Origin of the sequence: Promicromonospora sp. NFX87, assembly GCF_048564965.1 — a bacterium.
In the GTDB taxonomy this organism is placed as follows: Bacteria; Actinomycetota; Actinomycetes; order Actinomycetales; family Cellulomonadaceae; genus Promicromonospora.
This window is the reverse complement of the sequence record NZ_CP183413.1, coordinates 5,769,787-5,787,265: the sequence shown is the minus strand read 5'-3', so window position 1 is coordinate 5,787,265 and position 17,479 is coordinate 5,769,787. Positions and strand designations below refer to the sequence as shown.

Below are 17,479 nucleotides of genomic sequence, written 5' to 3'. Positions count from 1 at the left end.
ACTCCGGTGGCGTGTACGTCTGACACGTCGGTCGGCCGGTGCGTGTGGGTGGGCGCGGTTAGGGTTGCCGCGTGAACGAACCGGGCTACTTCATCTCCTTCGAGGGCGGCGAGGGCGTCGGCAAGTCGACCCAGTCCCGCCTCCTCGGCGACTGGCTGGCCGACCTGACCGGCCGCGAGGTCGTGCTCACCTTCGAGCCCGGTGGCACCGCGCTCGGCAAGGAGCTGCGGGCGGCGGTCATGCACGGCCAGGACATGGGTGCGCGGGCCGAGGCGCTGATCTACGCCGCGGACCGCGCCCACCACGTGGAGACCGTGGTGCGGCCGGCGCTGGATCGTGGCGCCGTGGTGATCACCGACCGCTACCTCGACTCGTCCGTCGCCTACCAGTCCGGAGGCCGCGACCTGCCGGCCCACGAGGTGGAGCACCTCTCCCTGTGGGCAGCGAAGGGGCTGCGGCCGGACATCACGATCCTGCTCGACCTCGAGCCCGGGGCAGCGGCGGTCAGGCGCGCCGGGGCCGACGGCAAGGGTGCCCTGGACCGGCTGGAGCGCGCGGGACTCGAGTTCCACACCCGGGTCCGGGACACGTTCCTCCAGCGCGCGGCCGCGGACCCGGAGCGCTGGGTGATCCTCGACGCGGCACTGCCGGTCGACGACATCCAGGCACAGATCAGGGTGGATCTCTCGGCCCGGCTGGGCCTCACACCGGTGGTCGCCGAGGCGGGTGCCCTCGCCGAGGCAGCAGCCGTCGCAGAGGCCGACGCCGTCGCCGAGTCCCTGGGGGAGGACCGATCATGACCGTGTGGGACGACGTCGTCGGACAGGAGCATGCGGTCGCCGCGCTCCAGAGCGCCGTCGCGAACCCCACGGCGATGACGCACGCGTGGCTCGTGACCGGCCCGCCGGGCTCCGGACGGTCGGTGGCCGCCCGCGCCTTCGCGGCGGCGCTGCAGTGCACCCAGGGCGGCTGTGGCGTGTGCCAGGCGTGCACCACGACCATGGCGGGTACGCACCCGGACGTGACGCTGCTGGCCACGGAGAAGGTGGTCATCGCGATCGACGAGGTGCGGGACCTGATCATGACCGCGTCCCGGTCGCCGTCCGGCGGGCGCTGGCGCGTGATCGTGATCGAGGACGCCGACCGCATGGCGGAGCGCACCACGAACGTCCTGCTCAAGACGATCGAGGAGCCCCCGCCGCACACGGTATGGGTGCTGTGCGCGCCGTCGGTCCAGGACGTGCTGCCGACCATCCGGTCGCGCTGCCGCGCGGTGGTGCTGCGCGTGCCCCCGCCGCAGGCGGTCGCCGACCTGCTGGTGCGGCGCGACGGAGCCGACCCGGCGGTCGCGCTGAGCGCTGCCCGCGCGGCGCAGAGCCACGTCGGCCTCGCGAAGCGGCTGGCGCGCGACGCCGGGGCACGTGAGCGGCGTACCGCCGTGCTGAGCATCGCCCGGCGCATCCGCGGGGTCGGGGACGCGGTGCTCGCCGCGGGCGAGCTCGTGGACGTGGCCAAGGCGGAGGCGGTGTCGGCCACCCAGGAGCGTGACGCTGCCGAGAAGGCCGAGCTGATGCGTGCCCTGGGTGTGGCCGACGGCGAGACCCTGCCGCCGCGCCTGCGGTCCCAGCTCAAACAGCTGGAGGACGACCAGAAGCGGCGCGCGACGCGGCATCAGCGCGACGTGCTCGACCGCGCCATGGTGGACCTGCTCTCCCTGTACCGGGACGTGCTCGTGGTGCAGCTCGGCGCGGAGGTCGACCTCGTGAACGCCGAGCTGGCGGAGACGGTGCGCCTCCTGGCCGCCGACTCCACGCCGGAGCAGACGGTACGACGGATGGACTCGATAGGCGTGGCCCGCACCCGCCTGGACGGAAACGTGGCGCCGCTGCTCGCGCTCGAGGCGATGACGATAGCCCTGCGCCCGCAAGGCTGACCGCCGGGCGGTCCACTACACGCGAAGCCTTGAACTGTGAAGATTTGGCGCGGGTGAAGCTGGACCACCGAGGCAGATTGTCCCGATTGGCGTCCGTGGTTAGGCTGCGGACGCCCCCAGAGCTTTTCCGTGCGACAAGGAGTCCACCGCCCGATGAGGATCCTCCTGCTGGTCTCAGCCTTCAACGGTCTCACCCAGCGGGTCTGGTGTTCCCTGAGGGAACAGGGGCATGACGTCGGAGTCGAGCTTGCCCCGACGTTCGAGTCGGGTGCCGCCATGACGCGGGCCGTCGAGCGTGCGGACCCCGACCTGATCCTGTGCCCGTTCCTCAAGCACCGCGTGCCGGACACCATCTACGACCGCTGGCCGACGGTCATCGTGCACCCCGGCCCCGTGGGCGACCGCGGGCCTTCCTCGCTCGACCACGCGATCCGCGACGGCCGGGACCGTTGGGGCGTCACCGCCCTGTCCGCCGTCGAGGAGCTGGACGCCGGCCCGGTGTGGGCCACCGCCGTCTTCGACATGCCGGACCAGCCGATCTCCAAGAGCGCGCTCTACAACAGCCGCGTCGCGGACGCCGCGATGGCCTGCATCGGCGAGGTCGTCCGCAAGGTCGCCGACGGCGAGCGGCCGATCCCCGCGGAGGCCTGCCTGCGGATCGTGCCGGTCGACGGTGAGCTGCCGCTGCTGCGCCGCGAGGACTTCCGCATCGACTGGAGCCGCCCCGCGAACGAGCTGGAGCGCCTCGTCGCCGCGGCCGACGGCGCGCCCGGTGCCCCCGCGACCGTCAACGGCCGCTCGGTCTGCGTGTTCGACGCCGTCGCCTCGCCCGAGCACACCGGTGCCGCCCCCGGCACCGTCGTGGGCCGCAACCTCGACGCGGTGGCGATCGCCTGCGGCGTCGGCACGCTCTGGGTCGGCTACGCCGCCGAGCTCAGCGGCCGCCGCGGCGCGAAGCTTCCGGCCGCCCAGGTGATCGACACGAGCGGCGCACCGTTCCGCCGTGTCCCGGACGCCCTGGCGGAGTCCACCTACGTGCGGGACGGCGCGGTCGGGTACCTGACGTTCCGCTCGTACAGCGGCGCGATGTACACGGAGCAGTGCCGCCGCCTGACGAGCGCCGTCGAGAAGGCTCTGACCGAGGACACCCGGGTGCTGGTCATCAAGGGCACCGAGCACGCGTTCTCCAACGGGATCCACCTCGGCACCGTCGACGCGTCGCCGGACCCGGCGGCCGAGGCGTGGGACAACATCTGCGCCATCGACGAGCTCTGCCTCGCCATCGCGACCGCCGAGCAGCTCACCGTCGCCGCGTTCACCGCGAACGCCGGCGCGGGCGGCGTCATGGCCGGCCTCTGCGCCGACGTGACCCTCGCCCGCGAGGGCGTCGTCCTCAACCCGTACTACGACATGGGGATCCACGGCTCCGAGCTGCACTCCTGGAGCGTCCCGACCCGCGTGGGCGAGCACCGCGCGTCGCTGCTCCTGAACCGCAAGCTGCCGATCTCGGTCGCCGAGGCGGCCCGTATCGGGCTGATCAGCGCCGTCGGGCCGCGGGAGTGGGGCGAGTTCAACACCTGGCTGTCCTCCGCCGCCCAGGGGTACGAGGAGCCCGCCACGCTCGGCTGGATGCTCGCCGCGCGCGCCGAGCGCCGGGCGACGGACAAGCCGCTGTCGTACTACCAGACCATCGAGCTCGCCGAGATGGCGCGCGACTTCTTCGACGACCGCAACGCGTTCTCGGTCCACCGGCGGGCCTTCCTGCGCAAGACCGCGGCGGACGCCACCCCGGAGAAGCTGCGCTTCTCGACGGCCCGCGTATGAGCCGCCGACGCGCGTGATGCGTCGCGAGCACGCATGATCGATGACAGGTCAGGTGACCGGTAGCTCGGACTGCCGGTCACCTGACCTGTTACGGATCATGGGGTGGGGTGCAAGACACGTGGCGCCCGCCACATGACCAGGGTGGAGGCGTCGCAAATCTGCGACAAACACCTGGTGGTGTCAGGCGAGCGGAAGGAACTGGGCATGAAGATCAGGCAGACGGACCGGTCCGGTGCAGCAGTACGGCCCTTGGCCCGTGCGGGCGTGGTAGCCCTCGGCCTCGGGATGACGGCGGCGCTCGCGCTGTCGGGGTGCGCACAGTCCGACGTCGGCGGGTCCGAGGCGGGCGACTCGAACGCCTCCGCGTCCCAGGCACCGGAGGAGAGCGACATGACCAGCCCCAGCCCCAGCACCAGCCCGACGGACGGCGAAGGCACGGGCCAGGACGGCGAGCTGCCGCAGGCCGCCGACATGGAGGTCGCCGCCGGGAACTCCGGGCGCGGTCTGCCGCCGGGCGTGGAGGGGAGCACCGACTCGCCGGTCGGCGTCGCATGGTCTCCCGAGGAGGGCCTGCTGTACGTGGTGACCAACGGGTCCAGCTCCTGCCCGCTGTTCGCGAAGCCGGAGGCGACCCTCGGTTCGGGCGGCAAGACCGCGAAGGTCGACGCCGCGGACGGTGTGCTCACGGTGCAGTTCGAGCCGGCGAGCGACGGCATCTGCACCATGGACTTCGTGCCGACGACCACCGTCGTCGAGGTGCCGGCGGAGGTAGACACCGGCGACCCCGTACCGGTGGTCCTGGGTGACAAGGGCGACGTCGAGCTCCTGCCCCGTCCCGCTGAGGGCGAGCCCGGACCTGTGGCCTGGCTCGACTCGTGAGGGTCGCGTGTCGGTTCGCCAACGGGTAAGAAATCTACCCAGCACAACCGATAGGTTGTCCGGGTGATTCGCCCCGCCCGCCGTCGTCAGCCTGCGGCCGTCGTCGCCACGCTGCTCACCACTGTTCTCCTGCTCGCCGCCTGTGGCGCACCACCCAAGGTGCAGACGGCGCTGGAAGACGTGGGCAAGTCGGACGGCTCGGCGACGGTGGGCGCGCCGAAGGGTTTCGAGGACTATTACGGCCAGTCGCTGGAGTGGACCGACTGCGGTGAGGGCTTCCAGTGCGCGACGGCGTCCGCGCCGCTCTCGTGGCACGACGCCGGGGCCGGCAGCATCGAGATCGCGCTCAAGCGGATCCCCGCCTCGGGGCAGAAGGTGGGTTCGCTGCTGGTCAACCCGGGCGGGCCGGGCGGGTCGGGCGTGGACTTCGTGGGCGACCCCGCCCGCTTCGGGCAGTCGCTGCGCTCGTCGTTCGACATCGTGGGCTTCGACCCCCGCGGGGTCGGCAGGTCGACGCCGGTGAAGTGCTACGACGACGCGGGCAAGGACGAGTTCCTCAGCACCGACTACCCGTACACGGAGGCGGGCCTGGCCGCCCGGCAGGACGCCGTGCGGGACTGGGGCCAGGTCTGCGCCGAGAACACGGGCCCGCTCCTCGGGAACGTGGACACGCAGTCCGCCGCACGCGACATGGACATGCTCCGGGGCGCGCTCGGCGACGACAAGCTCAACTTCCTCGGCTTCTCCTACGGCACCCAGCTCGGCGCCACCTATGCGGGCCTGTTCCCGAAGCGGACCGGCCGGCTGGTGCTCGACGGCGCGCTCGACACGACGCTGGCCTCGGACGAGGTGGCCCTGCAGCAGGCAGAGGGCTTCGAGAGCGCCCTGCGCGCGTACGTGACCGACTGCCAGGCGAGCAGCGAGTGCCCGCTCACCGGCGACGTCACCAGCGGCCTGCAGCAGATCCAGGCGATCGTCGAGGACGCGGAGCCCAACCCGATCCCGACGTCGTCCGGCCGGGACGTGACCAAGAAGCTCGCGTTCTACGGCGTGGCGGTGACGATGTACGACGAGGGATCCTGGTCGTTCCTCACGCAGGCCCTGCAGGAGGTCCTGTGGGACGGCAAGGGCGACGACCTGCTGTACCTGGCGGACGTCTACAACGACCGCAACGAGGACGGCACGTTCAAGTCCAACAGCGAGGAGGCGTTCCGCGCGATCAACTGCGCCGACTCCCGCGCCGAGGAGGACATGGCGACCATGCAGCAGCTCGCCGCCGACATCGAGGCCGCGGCGCCCACGCTCGGCGAGTCGTTCGGGTACTCGGGCATCGAGTGCACCGACTGGCCGTACCCGGCGGCGGAGCAGGAGTTCGACCCGGCAGCGAAGGGTGCGCCGCCGATCGTCGTCATCGGCACCACCAACGACCCCGCCACCCCGTACCGGTGGGCCGAGTCGCTCGCGAAGACGCTGTCGTCGGGGACGCTCGTCACCTACGAGGGCGAGGGGCACACGGCGTACGGCCGGTCGAACACGTGCATCAGCACGGCCGTGGAGGACTACCTGGTGGAGGGCACCGTCCCGGAGGACGGCCTCACCTGCTGACCGTTCGGGGCTCGAATCCGGCGGGTTGAGGACGTCACACGGTTTCACTTTGAAACCTGGGCCATCCATTGGGTACAGTGAGGCCCGCTCACCCTTCCGGTTCTGCTCGGATCGTGGTGCGTACGCCGCCTTAGCTCAGTCGGTAGAGCATCTCACTCGTAATGAGAAGGTCGTGAGTTCGATTCTCACAGGCGGCTCAGCATGCAGGAAGCCCGGAACCTCAACGGTTCCGGGCTTTTTTGTTGTCCGACGCCGGAGGCTGCGCCGCCCCGGCCGGGTCAGCCCACGAACGCCTCCGGACCGAACCGGCCCCACGCGACGAAGGCGATCAGGACCAGATAGGTCAGGTCCACCAGCATGAACCGGTACTCGCGCCGGCTGATGCGGGTGGCCGCCGCGCCGACCATGATCATCGCCAGGCCCAGGGCGGCCAGCGGCACCAGCTCGGGGGCGACGCCGAACGCGGCGGGCAGGACCAGTCCGAGGCCACCCAGCACCTCCAGGACGCCGATCGCCTTGACGGCGCCCGGGCTGAAGTCCTCGACCCATCCGGCCGCGGGTCCGGATGCCGCGATCTTCTGCTTGCTCATGATCACCTTGAGCCCGCCGCCGCCCACGTAGGCGACGGCGAGCAGTCCGGCAGCTATCCACAGGGCGATGTTCATACGGTCCTCCTCGGAGCGGCTGTTCTCTGCCCCGTCGACGACATCGGGAACCCGCGTGTGACAGCACGTCGGCTACGCCTGCGGCGCCGGGACCGGCTCCTCGGCGGCGCGGCTTACGGCCTCCCACTCCCTCCAGGTCCGACGCCGCTCCTCGGTGACCTCGAACGCGATGTCGTAGGCGGTGCCGCCGAGGAGCAGCCGGCGCGGCGGACGAGGGCTGGCGGTCAGCTCCAGGATCGCCGCGGCGGCACGCTTCGGGTCGCTGTCGACGCTGTTCTCGGCGAACTGCGCGGCCAGGCGGTCGCGCAGCCCGTCGTACTCGGGCAGCGGTGTCGCGGTGTCCATCGCGGTGTAGAGATCGGTCCAGTAGCCGCCCGGCTGGACGATCGTCACGTCGGCGCCGAACTCTGCGAGCTCGTGCGCCACCGCCTCGCTCAGGCCCTCGAGCGCGAACTTGCTCGCGCTGTACAGGCCGGTGCCCGCGAAGCCCGCAAGACCGCCGATGCTGGAGATCTGGACGAGGTGACCGGAGCCCTGGCGGCGCAGCACCGGCGCCACGGCCTGGGTCACCCAGACGGCGCCGAAGAAGTTGGTCTCCAGCTGGGCGCGGACCTGCGCCTCCGTGAACTCCTCGACGAACCCGTACGACATGGTCCCGGCGTTGTTGATGACCACGTCGAGGCGTCCGAAGGTGTCCACGGCCCGCCGGACGGCGTCGCCCACCGACGCCGGGTCGCGGACGTCGGCGACGATCTGGAGCAGGCCGTCGCGGTCGTCGTCCTCCCGAATCGTGCGAGAGACGGCGGCGACCTGGTCTCCCGCGGCCAGCGCGGCCTCGGTGAAGGCGCGGCCCAGACCGCGGCTGGCCCCGGTGATGAACCAGGTGCGGCGCTGCGGGGTGGTGGTCGGTTCGGTCATGGGTGCTTCCTCCACAGTTTGACGAGACGGAGCGTCTCGACAAGAACAGTGACAGGTGCGTCTCGCAATTGTCAATACGCAACGTCTCGTCTCTGCATGCGGTACCGTGCCCGGATGCCCACCGCACAGCAGCCGTCCACCGGGCGGCGCCGCAACCCCGCCACCCGCGCGGCGATCCTCGGCACGGCCTTCGACGTCGTGGCCGAGCTCGGGTACGCGCGGCTGACCATCGAGAAGGTGGCCGCCCAGGCCGGCGTCGGCAAGCAGACGATCTACCGGTGGTGGCCGAACAAGGGCGCCCTGGTGCTGGACGCCGTCCTGGAGCGCTCGCTCGGCCCGGGGGAGCCGGGCGACCTGCCCGACAGCGGCGACCTCGAGGACGACCTGACCGCGGTGCTGGTCGCCACCGTCGAGGAGTTCGCCGATCCGGCGTTCGATCGTGCCCTGCGGGGCCTCACCGCGGCCATCATCGAGGACCCGGAGCTGAGCCGGGCCTACCGCGAGCGGCTGGACGAGCCGATGCGCGACCTCAAGCGGCGTCGGCTCCGCCGGGCGCAGGAGGCGGGCCAGCTCGACGCCGACGTCGACCTGGACCTCGCGGTGGACCTGATCTTCGCGCCGGTCACGCGGCGCTGGACGGAACGGTCCGGCGACCTCTCACCGGATGGTGTGCGAGCGATCGTCCGGGGCGCGCTGCGGGGGCTTGCGGGTTCGGTCTAGCGCTGCTGCGGGGCGGGCCGACGTCGTCGTCGCACGGCCCGGGTGCTCTGGACGGCTCGGTGCAGGGCCCACCCGAGCGCGGCCCCCACGGCGTAGAACGGCAGGTCCGGCGCGTTGAAGGTGGTGCCGAGCACCAGCCGTGCGAGCGCGCTGTGCGCACCGAGCTCGGCGGGGATGCCGGTCAGCTGGAAGAGCTCGACCGCGACGCTCACCGCGAACGCCACGACCGCGGCCGCCCAGGCCCGGGTGCGCGGCGCCACGACGAGCACGAGCCAGAAGGTCAGCAGGGCGTAGAGCGCGTCTCCCGCGTACTTCGCGAGGTCGCCACCGAGCACCGACCGTACGGACAGGCCGGCGGCCACGGTCACCACCGCCGCGACAGCGGGCACCCACCGCGGCCGGAGCCGGTCCCGGAGCTGATCCCGCGCCGTCGTCCGGCCGTCCGATGCGCCACCCATGTGCGCAGTCTGCCGCAGCCGCCTGAGCGCGCGGGCGCAGCGTGGACCGCAGGTGTCGCAGGTACCCTCTGTGCCATGGCATGGACCCGCCCCCGACGACGCAAACCCGTCACGTACCTGCTCGGAGAGCCGGTCGAGGAGTACCCCGCGACGGCCCCCGAGGTGGACCGCGGCCGCGTGCTGCGCATCACCGAGATCGGTGAACCGGTGCTCCACAACCCGGCCCGGACGGTCGAGACGTTCTCGACCCCGGAGCTCGCCCGGCTCATCGACGACCTGTTCGCCACCATGGAGTCGGCGCAGGGTGTCGGGCTGGCGGCCCCGCAGGTGGGTGTGGATCTCCGCGTGTTCGTGTACGACCTGACGGACTCGTCGGGCGACCGTCACGTGGGGCACGTGGTGAACCCGGTGCTCGAGATGGACGCCGAGGCGGAGCCCGAGACCGAGGAGGAGGGCTGCCTGTCCGTGCCGGGCGCCTACGAGCCGCTGGTGCGCCCCGGCCGGGCGACCGTGCGCGGCGTGGACCAGCACGGGGGACCGGTGCAGCTGACGGGCAGCGGCTACCTGGCGCGCTGCTTCATCCACGAGTCGCAGCACCTCGACGGCACCCTCTACTGGGACCACCTGGATGCGGACCTGCAGGCGGACGCGCTGGAGCAGCGCGACGAGGAACGCCCGCACATCATCGCGGAACGCCGCGAGATCGCCATCGAGCTGGACAAGACCCCGCCGGAATACCCCGAGAAGCCGGCCGGCGGGCGCTGACGCCTACAGCGCGGCGACCCAGGCGGCGACGGCGTCCGCCACCGCCTCCTGCCGGGCGGCGCCGCGCATGTCGTGCGCCCCGGACAGCGTCACCGTCGTGACGGGTCCGGGGATCGCCGCGACGTGCTCCGCGAGCTCGTCAGGGGTGCCGAAGGCGTCCTTGTCGCCGGACACGAACAGCGTGGGGACCGAGATCTGCCCGAAGTGCTCCACGCGGAGCTTCTCCGGCCGTCCCGGTGGGTGCAACGGATAGCTGAGGAGCACCAGACCGGCGGCGGGCAGACCCTCCGCCACGGCCATCGAGCACATCCGTCCGCCGTACGACCTGCCGCCGAGGAGCAGCCGGTCCGTCGGGACGGCGAGCTCGTCGGCCCACGCCGCTGCTTCCGCCCGCAGATGGGCGACGGCGACGGGCGCGCGGTCCGGCATGCGCCGGCCCTCGAGGCGGTACGGGAAGTCGGCGCGGCGCACGGGCAGCGGCGGTTCGGCGTCGGCCAGCGCCCGTTCCACGGCGACGAGCGCCGGGCTCTCCCGGTCCGCGCCCGCGCCAGGGGTCAGCAAGAGGCCTGCGGGAGTGCTCACGGACCCAGTCTGCACCGGGTGCGCCGTGCGAGCCTGGCGCGCACGGCGTCGGGCGACCGGGATCCGCCCGGCCCGCTCCGTCAGAGCAGGCGACGCCAGAGCATCAGCACGCCGCCCGCGGTGAGCACCGCGCCGCTGCCGAGCATGGCCACCCAGCCGAGCGGGGAGATCACATCGTCCTGCCGGATGGCGACCGCCTGGGCCCGGGGCCCCTGCGGGTCGTGGAGGCCGTTCAGGAGGTTCGCGTCGGCCGACGTGGGGGTCGGCGAAGGGCTCGGTGTGCTCGAGACGGACGGCGACGGCGTAGCGCTGGGCGTGGGTGTCGGGGTCGGCGTGGGGGTAGGGGTGGGCGTCGAGGTGGGCGTCGGTGTCGGCTCCTCGGTGTCCGGGGCCGCCGGTCGTGCGGGCTTCGGCGCCGTGGCCGGGCGCTGGCCCTGTGCCGGCCGATCGGCCTGGGTGGGCGTGCGCGTCGGGGTGGGCGTCTCGGTGGCGGGCGGCTGGTCTTCGCCCCGGCACGCCGTGCTGCTCTCCGACTCGTGCCAGTTGCTCGCGTCCTCGACCTCTACCCAGACCACGCAGTAGCCGTCCGGATAGTTGTACCGGGCCTCCCAGAACATCGCCCAGCCGTTGTTCCGCTCGTCCCGGGTGAGCTGGCGGGAGTACGCCTGGCCGCCGTTGCGCTGACCGAGGGGCCGGACCACGTAGGCGAGCTCGTCGCTCTCGCCGTCCCGCTCGAAGGCGACGCCGTCGGCGTTGACCCAGATGTTGTCGCGCGACCCCTCGGCGGCTGCCGCGCGCGGCCCGGCGGCGACTGCTGTGCCCACCAGGGTGAGCACCGTCAGCAGGAGCAGGATCAGCAGGGCCGGGCGTCGGGCCGCGGTGTCACGCACCCTCGGCCGCGGCGGCGCGTCGGAGGCGGTGGCACGGATCACAGCGGCGATCGTACCGCCGTGCGGCGTGCCGCTGGGGGTGAGTTCCGGCTCAGAAGCGCGGGCCGTCCTCACCGTGGAGGAGGTTCCGGATGGGCCGCGTGATCACATCCACGCGATCTACCAGGTCAGAGGGCCCGGTCACGACCACCGCGCGGTCTGCCGCGGCGGAGTAGACGGCTGTCACGTTGCGCACGGTGACGCGCATGCAGCGCTTGGCCGTGCCGTCCACCCGGAACTGACGGGTCTCGCACGGCACGTCGTCGACCTCGGCGACTATCGCCCGCATCGCGCTGCGGTAGTCCTGGTAGGACTCGGCCAGCTCGGTGACGTCGGTGATCTCCGGTGGCGCGGCCGGGTCGACGTCGGCGTGCAGCGGTGCGACGAGCGCTCCGCTGCAGGCGGCGCGGACGATGTCCTCGATCTGCGCCGGGGTCGCCGGCACGCGCAGCGTCTCGACCTCGACGGTCTCGCCGGAGAACGTGCGATAGGAGCGCAGGAAGCGCTCCTCGGTGGGGTCCGTGCTGTCGGAGATACCCGTGACCTCTTCCTCGACCAGGTCGAGTCCCCAGGTCAGGGGGTCGTCGACCTCGCCGACGACGCCGGAGAAACGTGCGAAGCGCGCGACGATCTGCTCCCAGGACTCGGGGGTCGGGCTCGGTTCGTCCGCCATGTGGCCTCCCCGGGACGGGTACGGGTCTGACACCGAGACTGCCGGGTGCGGGGGAAGGCGTCAATTACCTCCGTGGGAATCGGCCCGGAAACAGCCGGGACTCGCCGACGAGAGCCCGCGCCCGGGCGTGTCGCCGCGCACCGGTGTGTTCGAGGCCCGTTCGAGGGCCGGACATCGTCACGCCCCTGGCGAACATGGGCATCGATCGGCCCATGGGCGCGTTGTGAGCGCATAGAGTCGTTGCGGTCAGGCCTGGTACCGCCGGTGCAGGTGTACGCCGCTCGTGAGGGAGCAGCACATGTTCGAGAGATTTACGGATCGCGCCCGTCGCGTCGTCGTCCTCGCCCAAGAAGAGGCGCGGATGCTGAACCACAACTACATCGGCACGGAGCACATTCTGCTCGGCCTCATCCACGAGGGTGAGGGCGTAGCCGCCAAGGCGCTCGAGTCGCTCGGGATCTCGCTCGACGGCGTCCGCACCCAGGTCACCGAGATCATCGGTGAGGGGCAGCAGGCGCCGAGCGGGCACATCCCGTTCACGCCGCGTGCCAAGAAGGTCCTTGAGCTGTCGCTCCGCGAGGCGCTGCAGCTCGGCCACAACTACATCGGCACCGAGCACATCCTGCTCGGTCTCATCCGCGAGGGTGAGGGCGTCGCGGCACAGGTACTCACCAAGATGGGTGCCGACCTGAACAAGGTGCGCCAGCAGGTCATCCAGCTGCTGAGCGGCTACCAGGGTAAGGAGCCCGTCTCCGCAGGCGGTCCCCAGGAGGGCCAGCCCGCGGGCTCGGCAGTGCTCGACCAGTTCGGCCGCAACCTCACCCAGGCCGCGCGCGAGGGCAAGCTGGACCCGGTCATCGGTCGTACGCAGGAGATCGAGCGGGTCATGCAGGTCCTGTCCCGCCGCACCAAGAACAACCCGGTGCTGATCGGTGAGCCCGGCGTCGGCAAGACGGCGGTCGTCGAGGGTCTCGCGCAGGACATCGTCAAGGGTGATGTCCCGGAGACGCTCAAGGACAAGCAGCTGTACACGCTGGACCTCGGCGCGCTGGTCGCCGGTTCGCGTTACCGCGGTGACTTCGAGGAGCGCCTCAAGAAGGTGCTCAAGGAGATCCGCACGCGTGGCGACATCATCCTGTTCATCGACGAGATCCACACCCTGGTGGGTGCGGGTGCCGCCGAGGGCGCGATCGACGCCGCCTCCATCCTGAAGCCGATGCTGGCTCGCGGTGAGCTGCAGACGATCGGTGCCACCACGCTCGACGAGTACCGCAAGTACGTCGAGAAGGACCCGGCCCTGGAGCGTCGCTTCCAGCCGATCCAGGTGTCCGAGCCCTCGCTCGAGCACGCCATCGAGATCCTCAAGGGTCTGCGCGACCGCTACGAGGCGCACCACCGCGTGTCCATCACGGACTCCGCGCTGGTCTCCGCGGCAACGCTCGCCGACCGGTACATCAACGACCGGTTCCTCCCGGACAAGGCGATCGACCTGATCGACGAGGCCGGCGCACGGCTCCGCATCCGTCGGATGACGGCGCCGCCGGAGCTCAAGGAGCTCGACGAGAACATCTCCGAGGCGCGCCGCGAGAAGGAGTCGGCGATCGACGAGCAGGACTTCGAGAAGGCCGCCGGCCTGCGTGACAAGGAGAAGCAGCTCACGCAGCTCCGCGCGGACAAGGAGAAGGCCTGGAAGTCGGGCGACCTCGACACGGTCGCAGAGGTCGACGACGAGCTGATCGCCGAGGTGCTGGCGATGTCCACCGGCATCCCGGTCGTCAAGCTCACCGAGGAGGAGTCCAGCCGCCTGCTCCACATGGAGGAGGAGCTGCACAAGCGGGTCGTCGGCCAGGAGACCGCCATCAAGGCGCTGTCGCAGGCCATCCGCCGTACGCGGGCCGGCCTCAAGGACCCGAAGCGCCCCGGTGGCTCGTTCATCTTCGCCGGCCCCACGGGTGTCGGTAAGACCGAGCTCGCCAAGGCTCTCGCGGAGTTCCTGTTCGGCGACGAGGACGCGCTCATCCAGCTCGACATGTCCGAGTTCTCGGAGAAGCACACGGTCTCGCGACTGTTCGGCTCCCCGCCCGGATACGTCGGCTACGACGAGGGTGGCCAGCTCACCGAGAAGGTGCGGCGCAAGCCGTTCTCCGTGGTCCTGTTCGACGAGGTGGAGAAGGCGCACGCCGACATCTTCAACTCGCTGCTGCAGGTGCTCGAGGACGGTCGTCTCACCGACTCGCAGGGTCGAGTGGTCGACTTCAAGAACACGGTGATCATCATGACCACCAACCTCGGCACGCGGGACATCGCCAAGGGCGTCCAGACCGGCTTCAACTCCGGTGGCGACCTGGTGACCTCCTACGAGCGGATGAAGGCGAAGGTCAACGAGGAGCTCAAGCAGCACTTCCGGCCGGAGTTCCTCAACCGTGTCGACGACACGGTCGTGTTCCCGCAGCTCTCGCAGGACGAGATCATCCAGATCGTCGACCTCGAGATCGCGAAGCTCGACCGCCGCATGCGCGACCGGGACATGGGCCTCGAGCTCACGACCGCCGCCAAGCACCTGCTGGCCGAGAAGGGTTACGACCCGGTCCTCGGTGCCCGTCCGCTCAAGCGGGCGATCCAGCGGGAGATCGAGGACTCGCTGTCCGAGAAGATCCTGTTCGGCGAGCTCACCGCAGGCCAGCTGGTGATCATCGACGGCGTCGGCGAGGGCATCCTCGGCGAGTTCACGTTCCGGGGTGTGGAGCGCGACGAGCGCCGTCGTCCGACCACCGCAGAGCCGCAGTCGGTGCCCGCGGGCGCCGGGCTGGTTCCGCGCGACCTGCCGCCGTCGGGCCAGATGGCCGCCGGCGGAGCCTGATCGCCCGGTAGCTCTCCGGACCACAGAGGCCCGGTCACCCCGAAAGGGGTGGCCGGGCCTTCTGGCGTCCGCTCACGGGAGGGTGAGGCCGGCCGGGAGGAGGGGCGGGAGGGTGTCGCGGAGCGCGGTTATCCGTTCGGCACGGGCCGCTCCGGTGAGCCGTTCCACCGGGGCGGTGATGCTGACTGCCGCGACCGCGCGCCCGGCGCGCAGCAGGGGGGTCGCTATGCAGGCGATGCCCACCTCGTTCTCCTCGGTCTCGCCGGCGATCCCGGAGGCCCGCGCCTCCGAGAGCGCCTCGCGAAGCCGCTCGGGGCGGGTCGCGTCGCCCGCGAACCGGGCGAGCGCCGCCTCGTCGAGGTCCTGGACCGACAGCAGCGCGCGGCCGAGCGCAGTGGTCGCGGCAGCGCGCCGCCGTCCGACGGCGGACCACACGCGGACCGCCCGCTGCGGCTCCACCTTGTCGAGGTAGACCACCTCGCGCCCGGCGAGCACGCCGAGGTGCACCAGCTCGTCGGTCTTCTCGCTGAGTGCGGTCAGGGCCGGGTGCAGCAGCGCGGGCAGGTTCTCCTCCGCCAGGTAGGTGCTCCCGAGGGAGAGCGCGGCGGGGCCCAGCCGGTAGGCGCCGTCCTCCGTCTGCTCGGCGTAGCCGCGGTGGCGCAGCGCGGCGAGCGTGCGGTGCAGGGTCGGCTTGCTGACGCCGACCGCCTGCGCGAGAACGGCCAGCGAGGCGCCCCTGGCTCCGAAGCCGGCGAGCGTGTCGAGCGCCAGCAGCGCCTTGTCGACGCTCCCGAGCGGGCTGGCATCCATGGGGCTCCCTCACGTAGCATGCGTTTCGCGGTGAACAACAGCCGTTCACCATAGCGAAACACTAGTTCATGAAGGAGCCCCATGTCATCCGCGGACAGCACAGTCCTCGAGACCCTCGCCGCCCACCGGCTCGTGCCGGTAGTGGTGGTCGACGGCGCCGACGAGGGCGCCCGCCTGGCCGACGCGCTCGTCGCGGGCGGCCTCCCCGTCGCTGAGATCACGCTGCGCCTCGCGGGCGGCATCGACGCCATCCGCGCGGTCGCGAAGAACCAGCCCGACGTCGTGGTCGGCGCGGGCACCGTGACCACCGTCCAGCAGGTCGACGACGTCGTGGACGCCGGCGCGCGCTACATCGTGTCCCCGGGGCTGTCCGCCGCCGTCGTGCGGCGCGCGCAGGAGCACGGCGTCCCCGTGCTGCCCGGCGTGGCCACGCCGTCGGAGATCATGGCGGCGCTCGACCTCGGGATCGACGTCGTCAAGCTGTTCCCCGCGTCCGTCGTCGGCGGGCCGGCCGCGATCAAGGCGTTCTCCGCGCCGTTCCCCGGGCTCCGGTTCGTGCCGACGGGCGGCGTGAGCGCCGCCAACCTCGCCGACTACCTGACGCTGAAGCCGGTGCTCGCCGTCGGCGGCTCGTGGATGGTGGACCGGGCGCTCGTCACCGCGGGCGACTGGGACGGCATCACCACCCGCACGCGGGACGCCGTCGCGCTCGCCGCCCAGATCGACCAGGAGAAGAACCGATGACCTCGCTCAGCATCCGTCCCGCCGCCGAGAGCGCCTACGACGTCGTCGCCCTCGGCGAGGTGATGCTCCGCCTCGACCCGGGCAGCCGCCGGGTCCGCACGGCCCGCAGCTTCGACGTCTGGGAGGGCGGCGGCGAGTACAACGTGGCGCGCGGCCTGCGCCGCTGCTTCGGCCTGCGCGGCGCGATCGTCACGGCCCTCGCCGACAACGAGATCGGCCGGCTCGTCGAGGACTTCATGCTCACCGGCGGCCTCGACACGCAGTACGTCCAGTGGGTGCCGTACGACGGCATCGGGCGCACGGTCCGCAACGGCCTCAACTTCACCGAGCGCGGGTTCGGCGCGCGCGGCGCCGTCGGCGTCAGCGACCGTGGCAACACCGCCATCGCGCAGATGCAGCCTGACGACGTCGACTGGGACGCGCTCTTCTCGCGCGGCGTGCGCTGGCTGCACACGGGCGGCATCTTCGCGGCGCTCTCCGAGAGCAGCGCCGACGTCGCAGAGGCCGCGATGGCCGCAGCCCGCCGGCACGGGACCATCGTGTCGTACGACCTGAACTACCGGCCCTCCCTGTGGAAGGGCATCGGCGGCGAGGAGCGCGCCCGTGAGGTCAACCGGCGCCTGGCCCAGCACGTCGACGTGATGATCGGCAACGAGGAGGACTTCACGGCCTCGCTCGGCTTCGAGGTCGAGGGTGTCGACGAGAACCTCACGGACCTCGACACCGGCGCGTTCCGGGCCATGATCGAGACGGCGTCGGAGGCGTACCCGAACTTCCAGGTGATCGCGACGACCCTGCGCGGGGTGCGGTCGGCGTCGCGCAACGACTGGGGCGCGATCGCGTGGTCGCGCAAGGAGGGCTTCGCCGAGGCCACCCACCGGGCGGACCTGGAGATCTTCGACCGGGTCGGTGGCGGCGACTCGTTCGCCTCCGGTCTGGCCTACGGGCTCATGGAGCTGGGCTCGCTCCAGGAGGCCGTCGAGTACGGCGCCGCGCACGGCGCGCTCGCCATGACCACCCCCGGTGACACCACCATGGTGACCCTCGCAGAGGTCGCGAAGCTCGCCGGTGGAGGAAGTGCCCGCGTACAGCGCTGACCTGCCCATTTGGTGCA

The 17,479-nt window shown here is 71.6% G+C and carries 17 protein-coding genes and 1 tRNA gene; 11 read left to right on the top strand and 7 right to left on the bottom strand.

From position 1 onward, the window contains the following. Positions 1-71 precede the first annotated feature (71 nt). The 6 genes from tmk (at position 72) to ACNYC2_RS25920 (ending at position 6,438) form a co-directional block, all read left to right on the top strand. Positions 72-800, top strand: coding sequence for a dTMP kinase (gene tmk / locus ACNYC2_RS25945; RefSeq protein ID WP_419704514.1), 729 nt, complete (start codon positions 72-74; stop codon positions 798-800). Beyond that, a complete protein-coding gene (locus ACNYC2_RS25940) occupies positions 797-1,933 on the top strand; it encodes a DNA polymerase III subunit delta' (RefSeq protein ID WP_419704513.1) in 1,137 nt (378 codons plus the stop codon). Before tmk ends, ACNYC2_RS25940 begins: the two co-directional genes overlap by 4 nt. 153 nt (positions 1,934-2,086) lie before the next feature. Then, entirely contained in the window at positions 2,087-3,757 is a 1,671-nt protein-coding gene (locus tag ACNYC2_RS25935; protein ID WP_419704512.1) for an enoyl-CoA hydratase-related protein, read from the top strand. 204 nt (positions 3,758-3,961) lie between these two features. Further along, complete coding sequence (locus tag ACNYC2_RS25930; protein ID WP_419704511.1) at positions 3,962-4,636, top strand: hypothetical protein; 675 nt, start codon at positions 3,962-3,964, stop codon at positions 4,634-4,636. A gap of 63 nt (positions 4,637-4,699) precedes the next feature. Then, on the top strand, positions 4,700-6,241 hold the full coding sequence (locus ACNYC2_RS25925; RefSeq protein WP_419704510.1) for an alpha/beta hydrolase: 1,542 nt from the start codon (positions 4,700-4,702) through the stop codon (positions 6,239-6,241). Positions 6,242-6,365: 124 nt separating this feature from the next. Further along, positions 6,366-6,438: transfer RNA gene (locus tag ACNYC2_RS25920), tRNA-Thr, on the top strand. An 81-nt stretch (positions 6,439-6,519) separates the two neighbouring features. On the opposite strand, the gene ACNYC2_RS25915 is transcribed toward ACNYC2_RS25920, so the two are convergent. Both ACNYC2_RS25915 and ACNYC2_RS25910 read right to left on the bottom strand, forming a co-directional pair. Further along, positions 6,520-6,906: a DoxX family protein gene (locus ACNYC2_RS25915; protein WP_419704509.1), complete on the bottom strand. Its 387-nt coding sequence runs from the start codon at positions 6,904-6,906 to the stop codon at positions 6,520-6,522. A gap of 72 nt (positions 6,907-6,978) precedes the next feature. After that, positions 6,979-7,824, bottom strand: a complete 846-nt coding sequence (locus tag ACNYC2_RS25910) for an SDR family NAD(P)-dependent oxidoreductase (RefSeq protein ID WP_419704508.1) — start codon at positions 7,822-7,824, stop codon at positions 6,979-6,981. A 114-nt stretch (positions 7,825-7,938) separates the two neighbouring features. Between ACNYC2_RS25910 and ACNYC2_RS25905 the strand changes: the two genes are divergently transcribed. Beyond that, a complete protein-coding gene (locus ACNYC2_RS25905) occupies positions 7,939-8,544 on the top strand; it encodes a TetR/AcrR family transcriptional regulator (protein ID WP_419704507.1) in 606 nt (201 codons plus the stop codon). Here ACNYC2_RS25905 and ACNYC2_RS25900 read toward each other — a convergent pair. Further along, positions 8,541-9,002 carry a DUF2809 domain-containing protein gene (locus ACNYC2_RS25900; protein WP_419704506.1) on the bottom strand — a complete coding sequence of 154 codons (462 nt, stop codon included), beginning with the start codon at positions 9,000-9,002 and terminating at the stop codon, positions 8,541-8,543. The two genes, ACNYC2_RS25905 and ACNYC2_RS25900, sit on opposite strands and share 4 nt — an antisense overlap. A 75-nt stretch (positions 9,003-9,077) precedes the next feature. On the opposite strand from ACNYC2_RS25900, the gene def reads away from it, so the two are divergent. Further along, positions 9,078-9,767, top strand: a complete 690-nt coding sequence (def, locus tag ACNYC2_RS25895; protein WP_419704505.1) for a peptide deformylase — start codon at positions 9,078-9,080, stop codon at positions 9,765-9,767. A gap of 3 nt (positions 9,768-9,770) precedes the next feature. Here the strand turns inward: def and ACNYC2_RS25890 are convergent, their stop codons facing one another. The 3 genes from ACNYC2_RS25890 to ACNYC2_RS25880 all read right to left on the bottom strand — a co-directional run bounded on the left by ACNYC2_RS25890 (position 9,771) and on the right by ACNYC2_RS25880 (position 11,951). Beyond that, the gene (locus tag ACNYC2_RS25890; RefSeq protein ID WP_419704504.1) at positions 9,771-10,349 is read right to left on the bottom strand and encodes an alpha/beta family hydrolase; all 579 of its coding nucleotides are present in this window, start codon (positions 10,347-10,349) and stop codon (positions 9,771-9,773) included. An 80-nt stretch (positions 10,350-10,429) separates the two neighbouring features. Then, complete coding sequence (locus tag ACNYC2_RS25885) at positions 10,430-11,281, bottom strand: hypothetical protein (RefSeq protein WP_419704503.1); 852 nt, start codon at positions 11,279-11,281, stop codon at positions 10,430-10,432. Between the two features lie 49 nt (positions 11,282-11,330). Further along, positions 11,331-11,951, bottom strand: coding sequence for a hypothetical protein (locus ACNYC2_RS25880; protein WP_419704502.1), 621 nt, complete (start codon positions 11,949-11,951; stop codon positions 11,331-11,333). 298 nt (positions 11,952-12,249) lie between these two features. Here ACNYC2_RS25880 and ACNYC2_RS25875 point away from each other — a divergent pair, with 298 nt between their 5' ends. Beyond that, complete coding sequence (locus ACNYC2_RS25875; RefSeq protein ID WP_357503275.1) at positions 12,250-14,811, top strand: ATP-dependent Clp protease ATP-binding subunit; 2,562 nt, start codon at positions 12,250-12,252, stop codon at positions 14,809-14,811. A gap of 72 nt (positions 14,812-14,883) precedes the next feature. Here the strand turns inward: ACNYC2_RS25875 and ACNYC2_RS25870 are convergent, their stop codons facing one another. Then, positions 14,884-15,621, bottom strand: a complete 738-nt coding sequence (locus ACNYC2_RS25870) for an IclR family transcriptional regulator (protein WP_419704501.1) — start codon at positions 15,619-15,621, stop codon at positions 14,884-14,886. Between the two features lie 81 nt (positions 15,622-15,702). Here ACNYC2_RS25870 and eda point away from each other — a divergent pair, with 81 nt between their 5' ends. Then, a complete protein-coding gene (gene eda / locus ACNYC2_RS25865; protein ID WP_419704500.1) occupies positions 15,703-16,365 on the top strand; it encodes a bifunctional 4-hydroxy-2-oxoglutarate aldolase/2-dehydro-3-deoxy-phosphogluconate aldolase in 663 nt (220 codons plus the stop codon). Further along, the gene (locus ACNYC2_RS25860; protein WP_419704499.1) at positions 16,362-17,462 is read left to right on the top strand and encodes a sugar kinase; all 1,101 of its coding nucleotides are present in this window, start codon (positions 16,362-16,364) and stop codon (positions 17,460-17,462) included. The genes eda and ACNYC2_RS25860 overlap by 4 nt, the downstream gene beginning before the upstream one ends. The last annotated feature ends 17 nt before the right edge of the window (positions 17,463-17,479 follow it).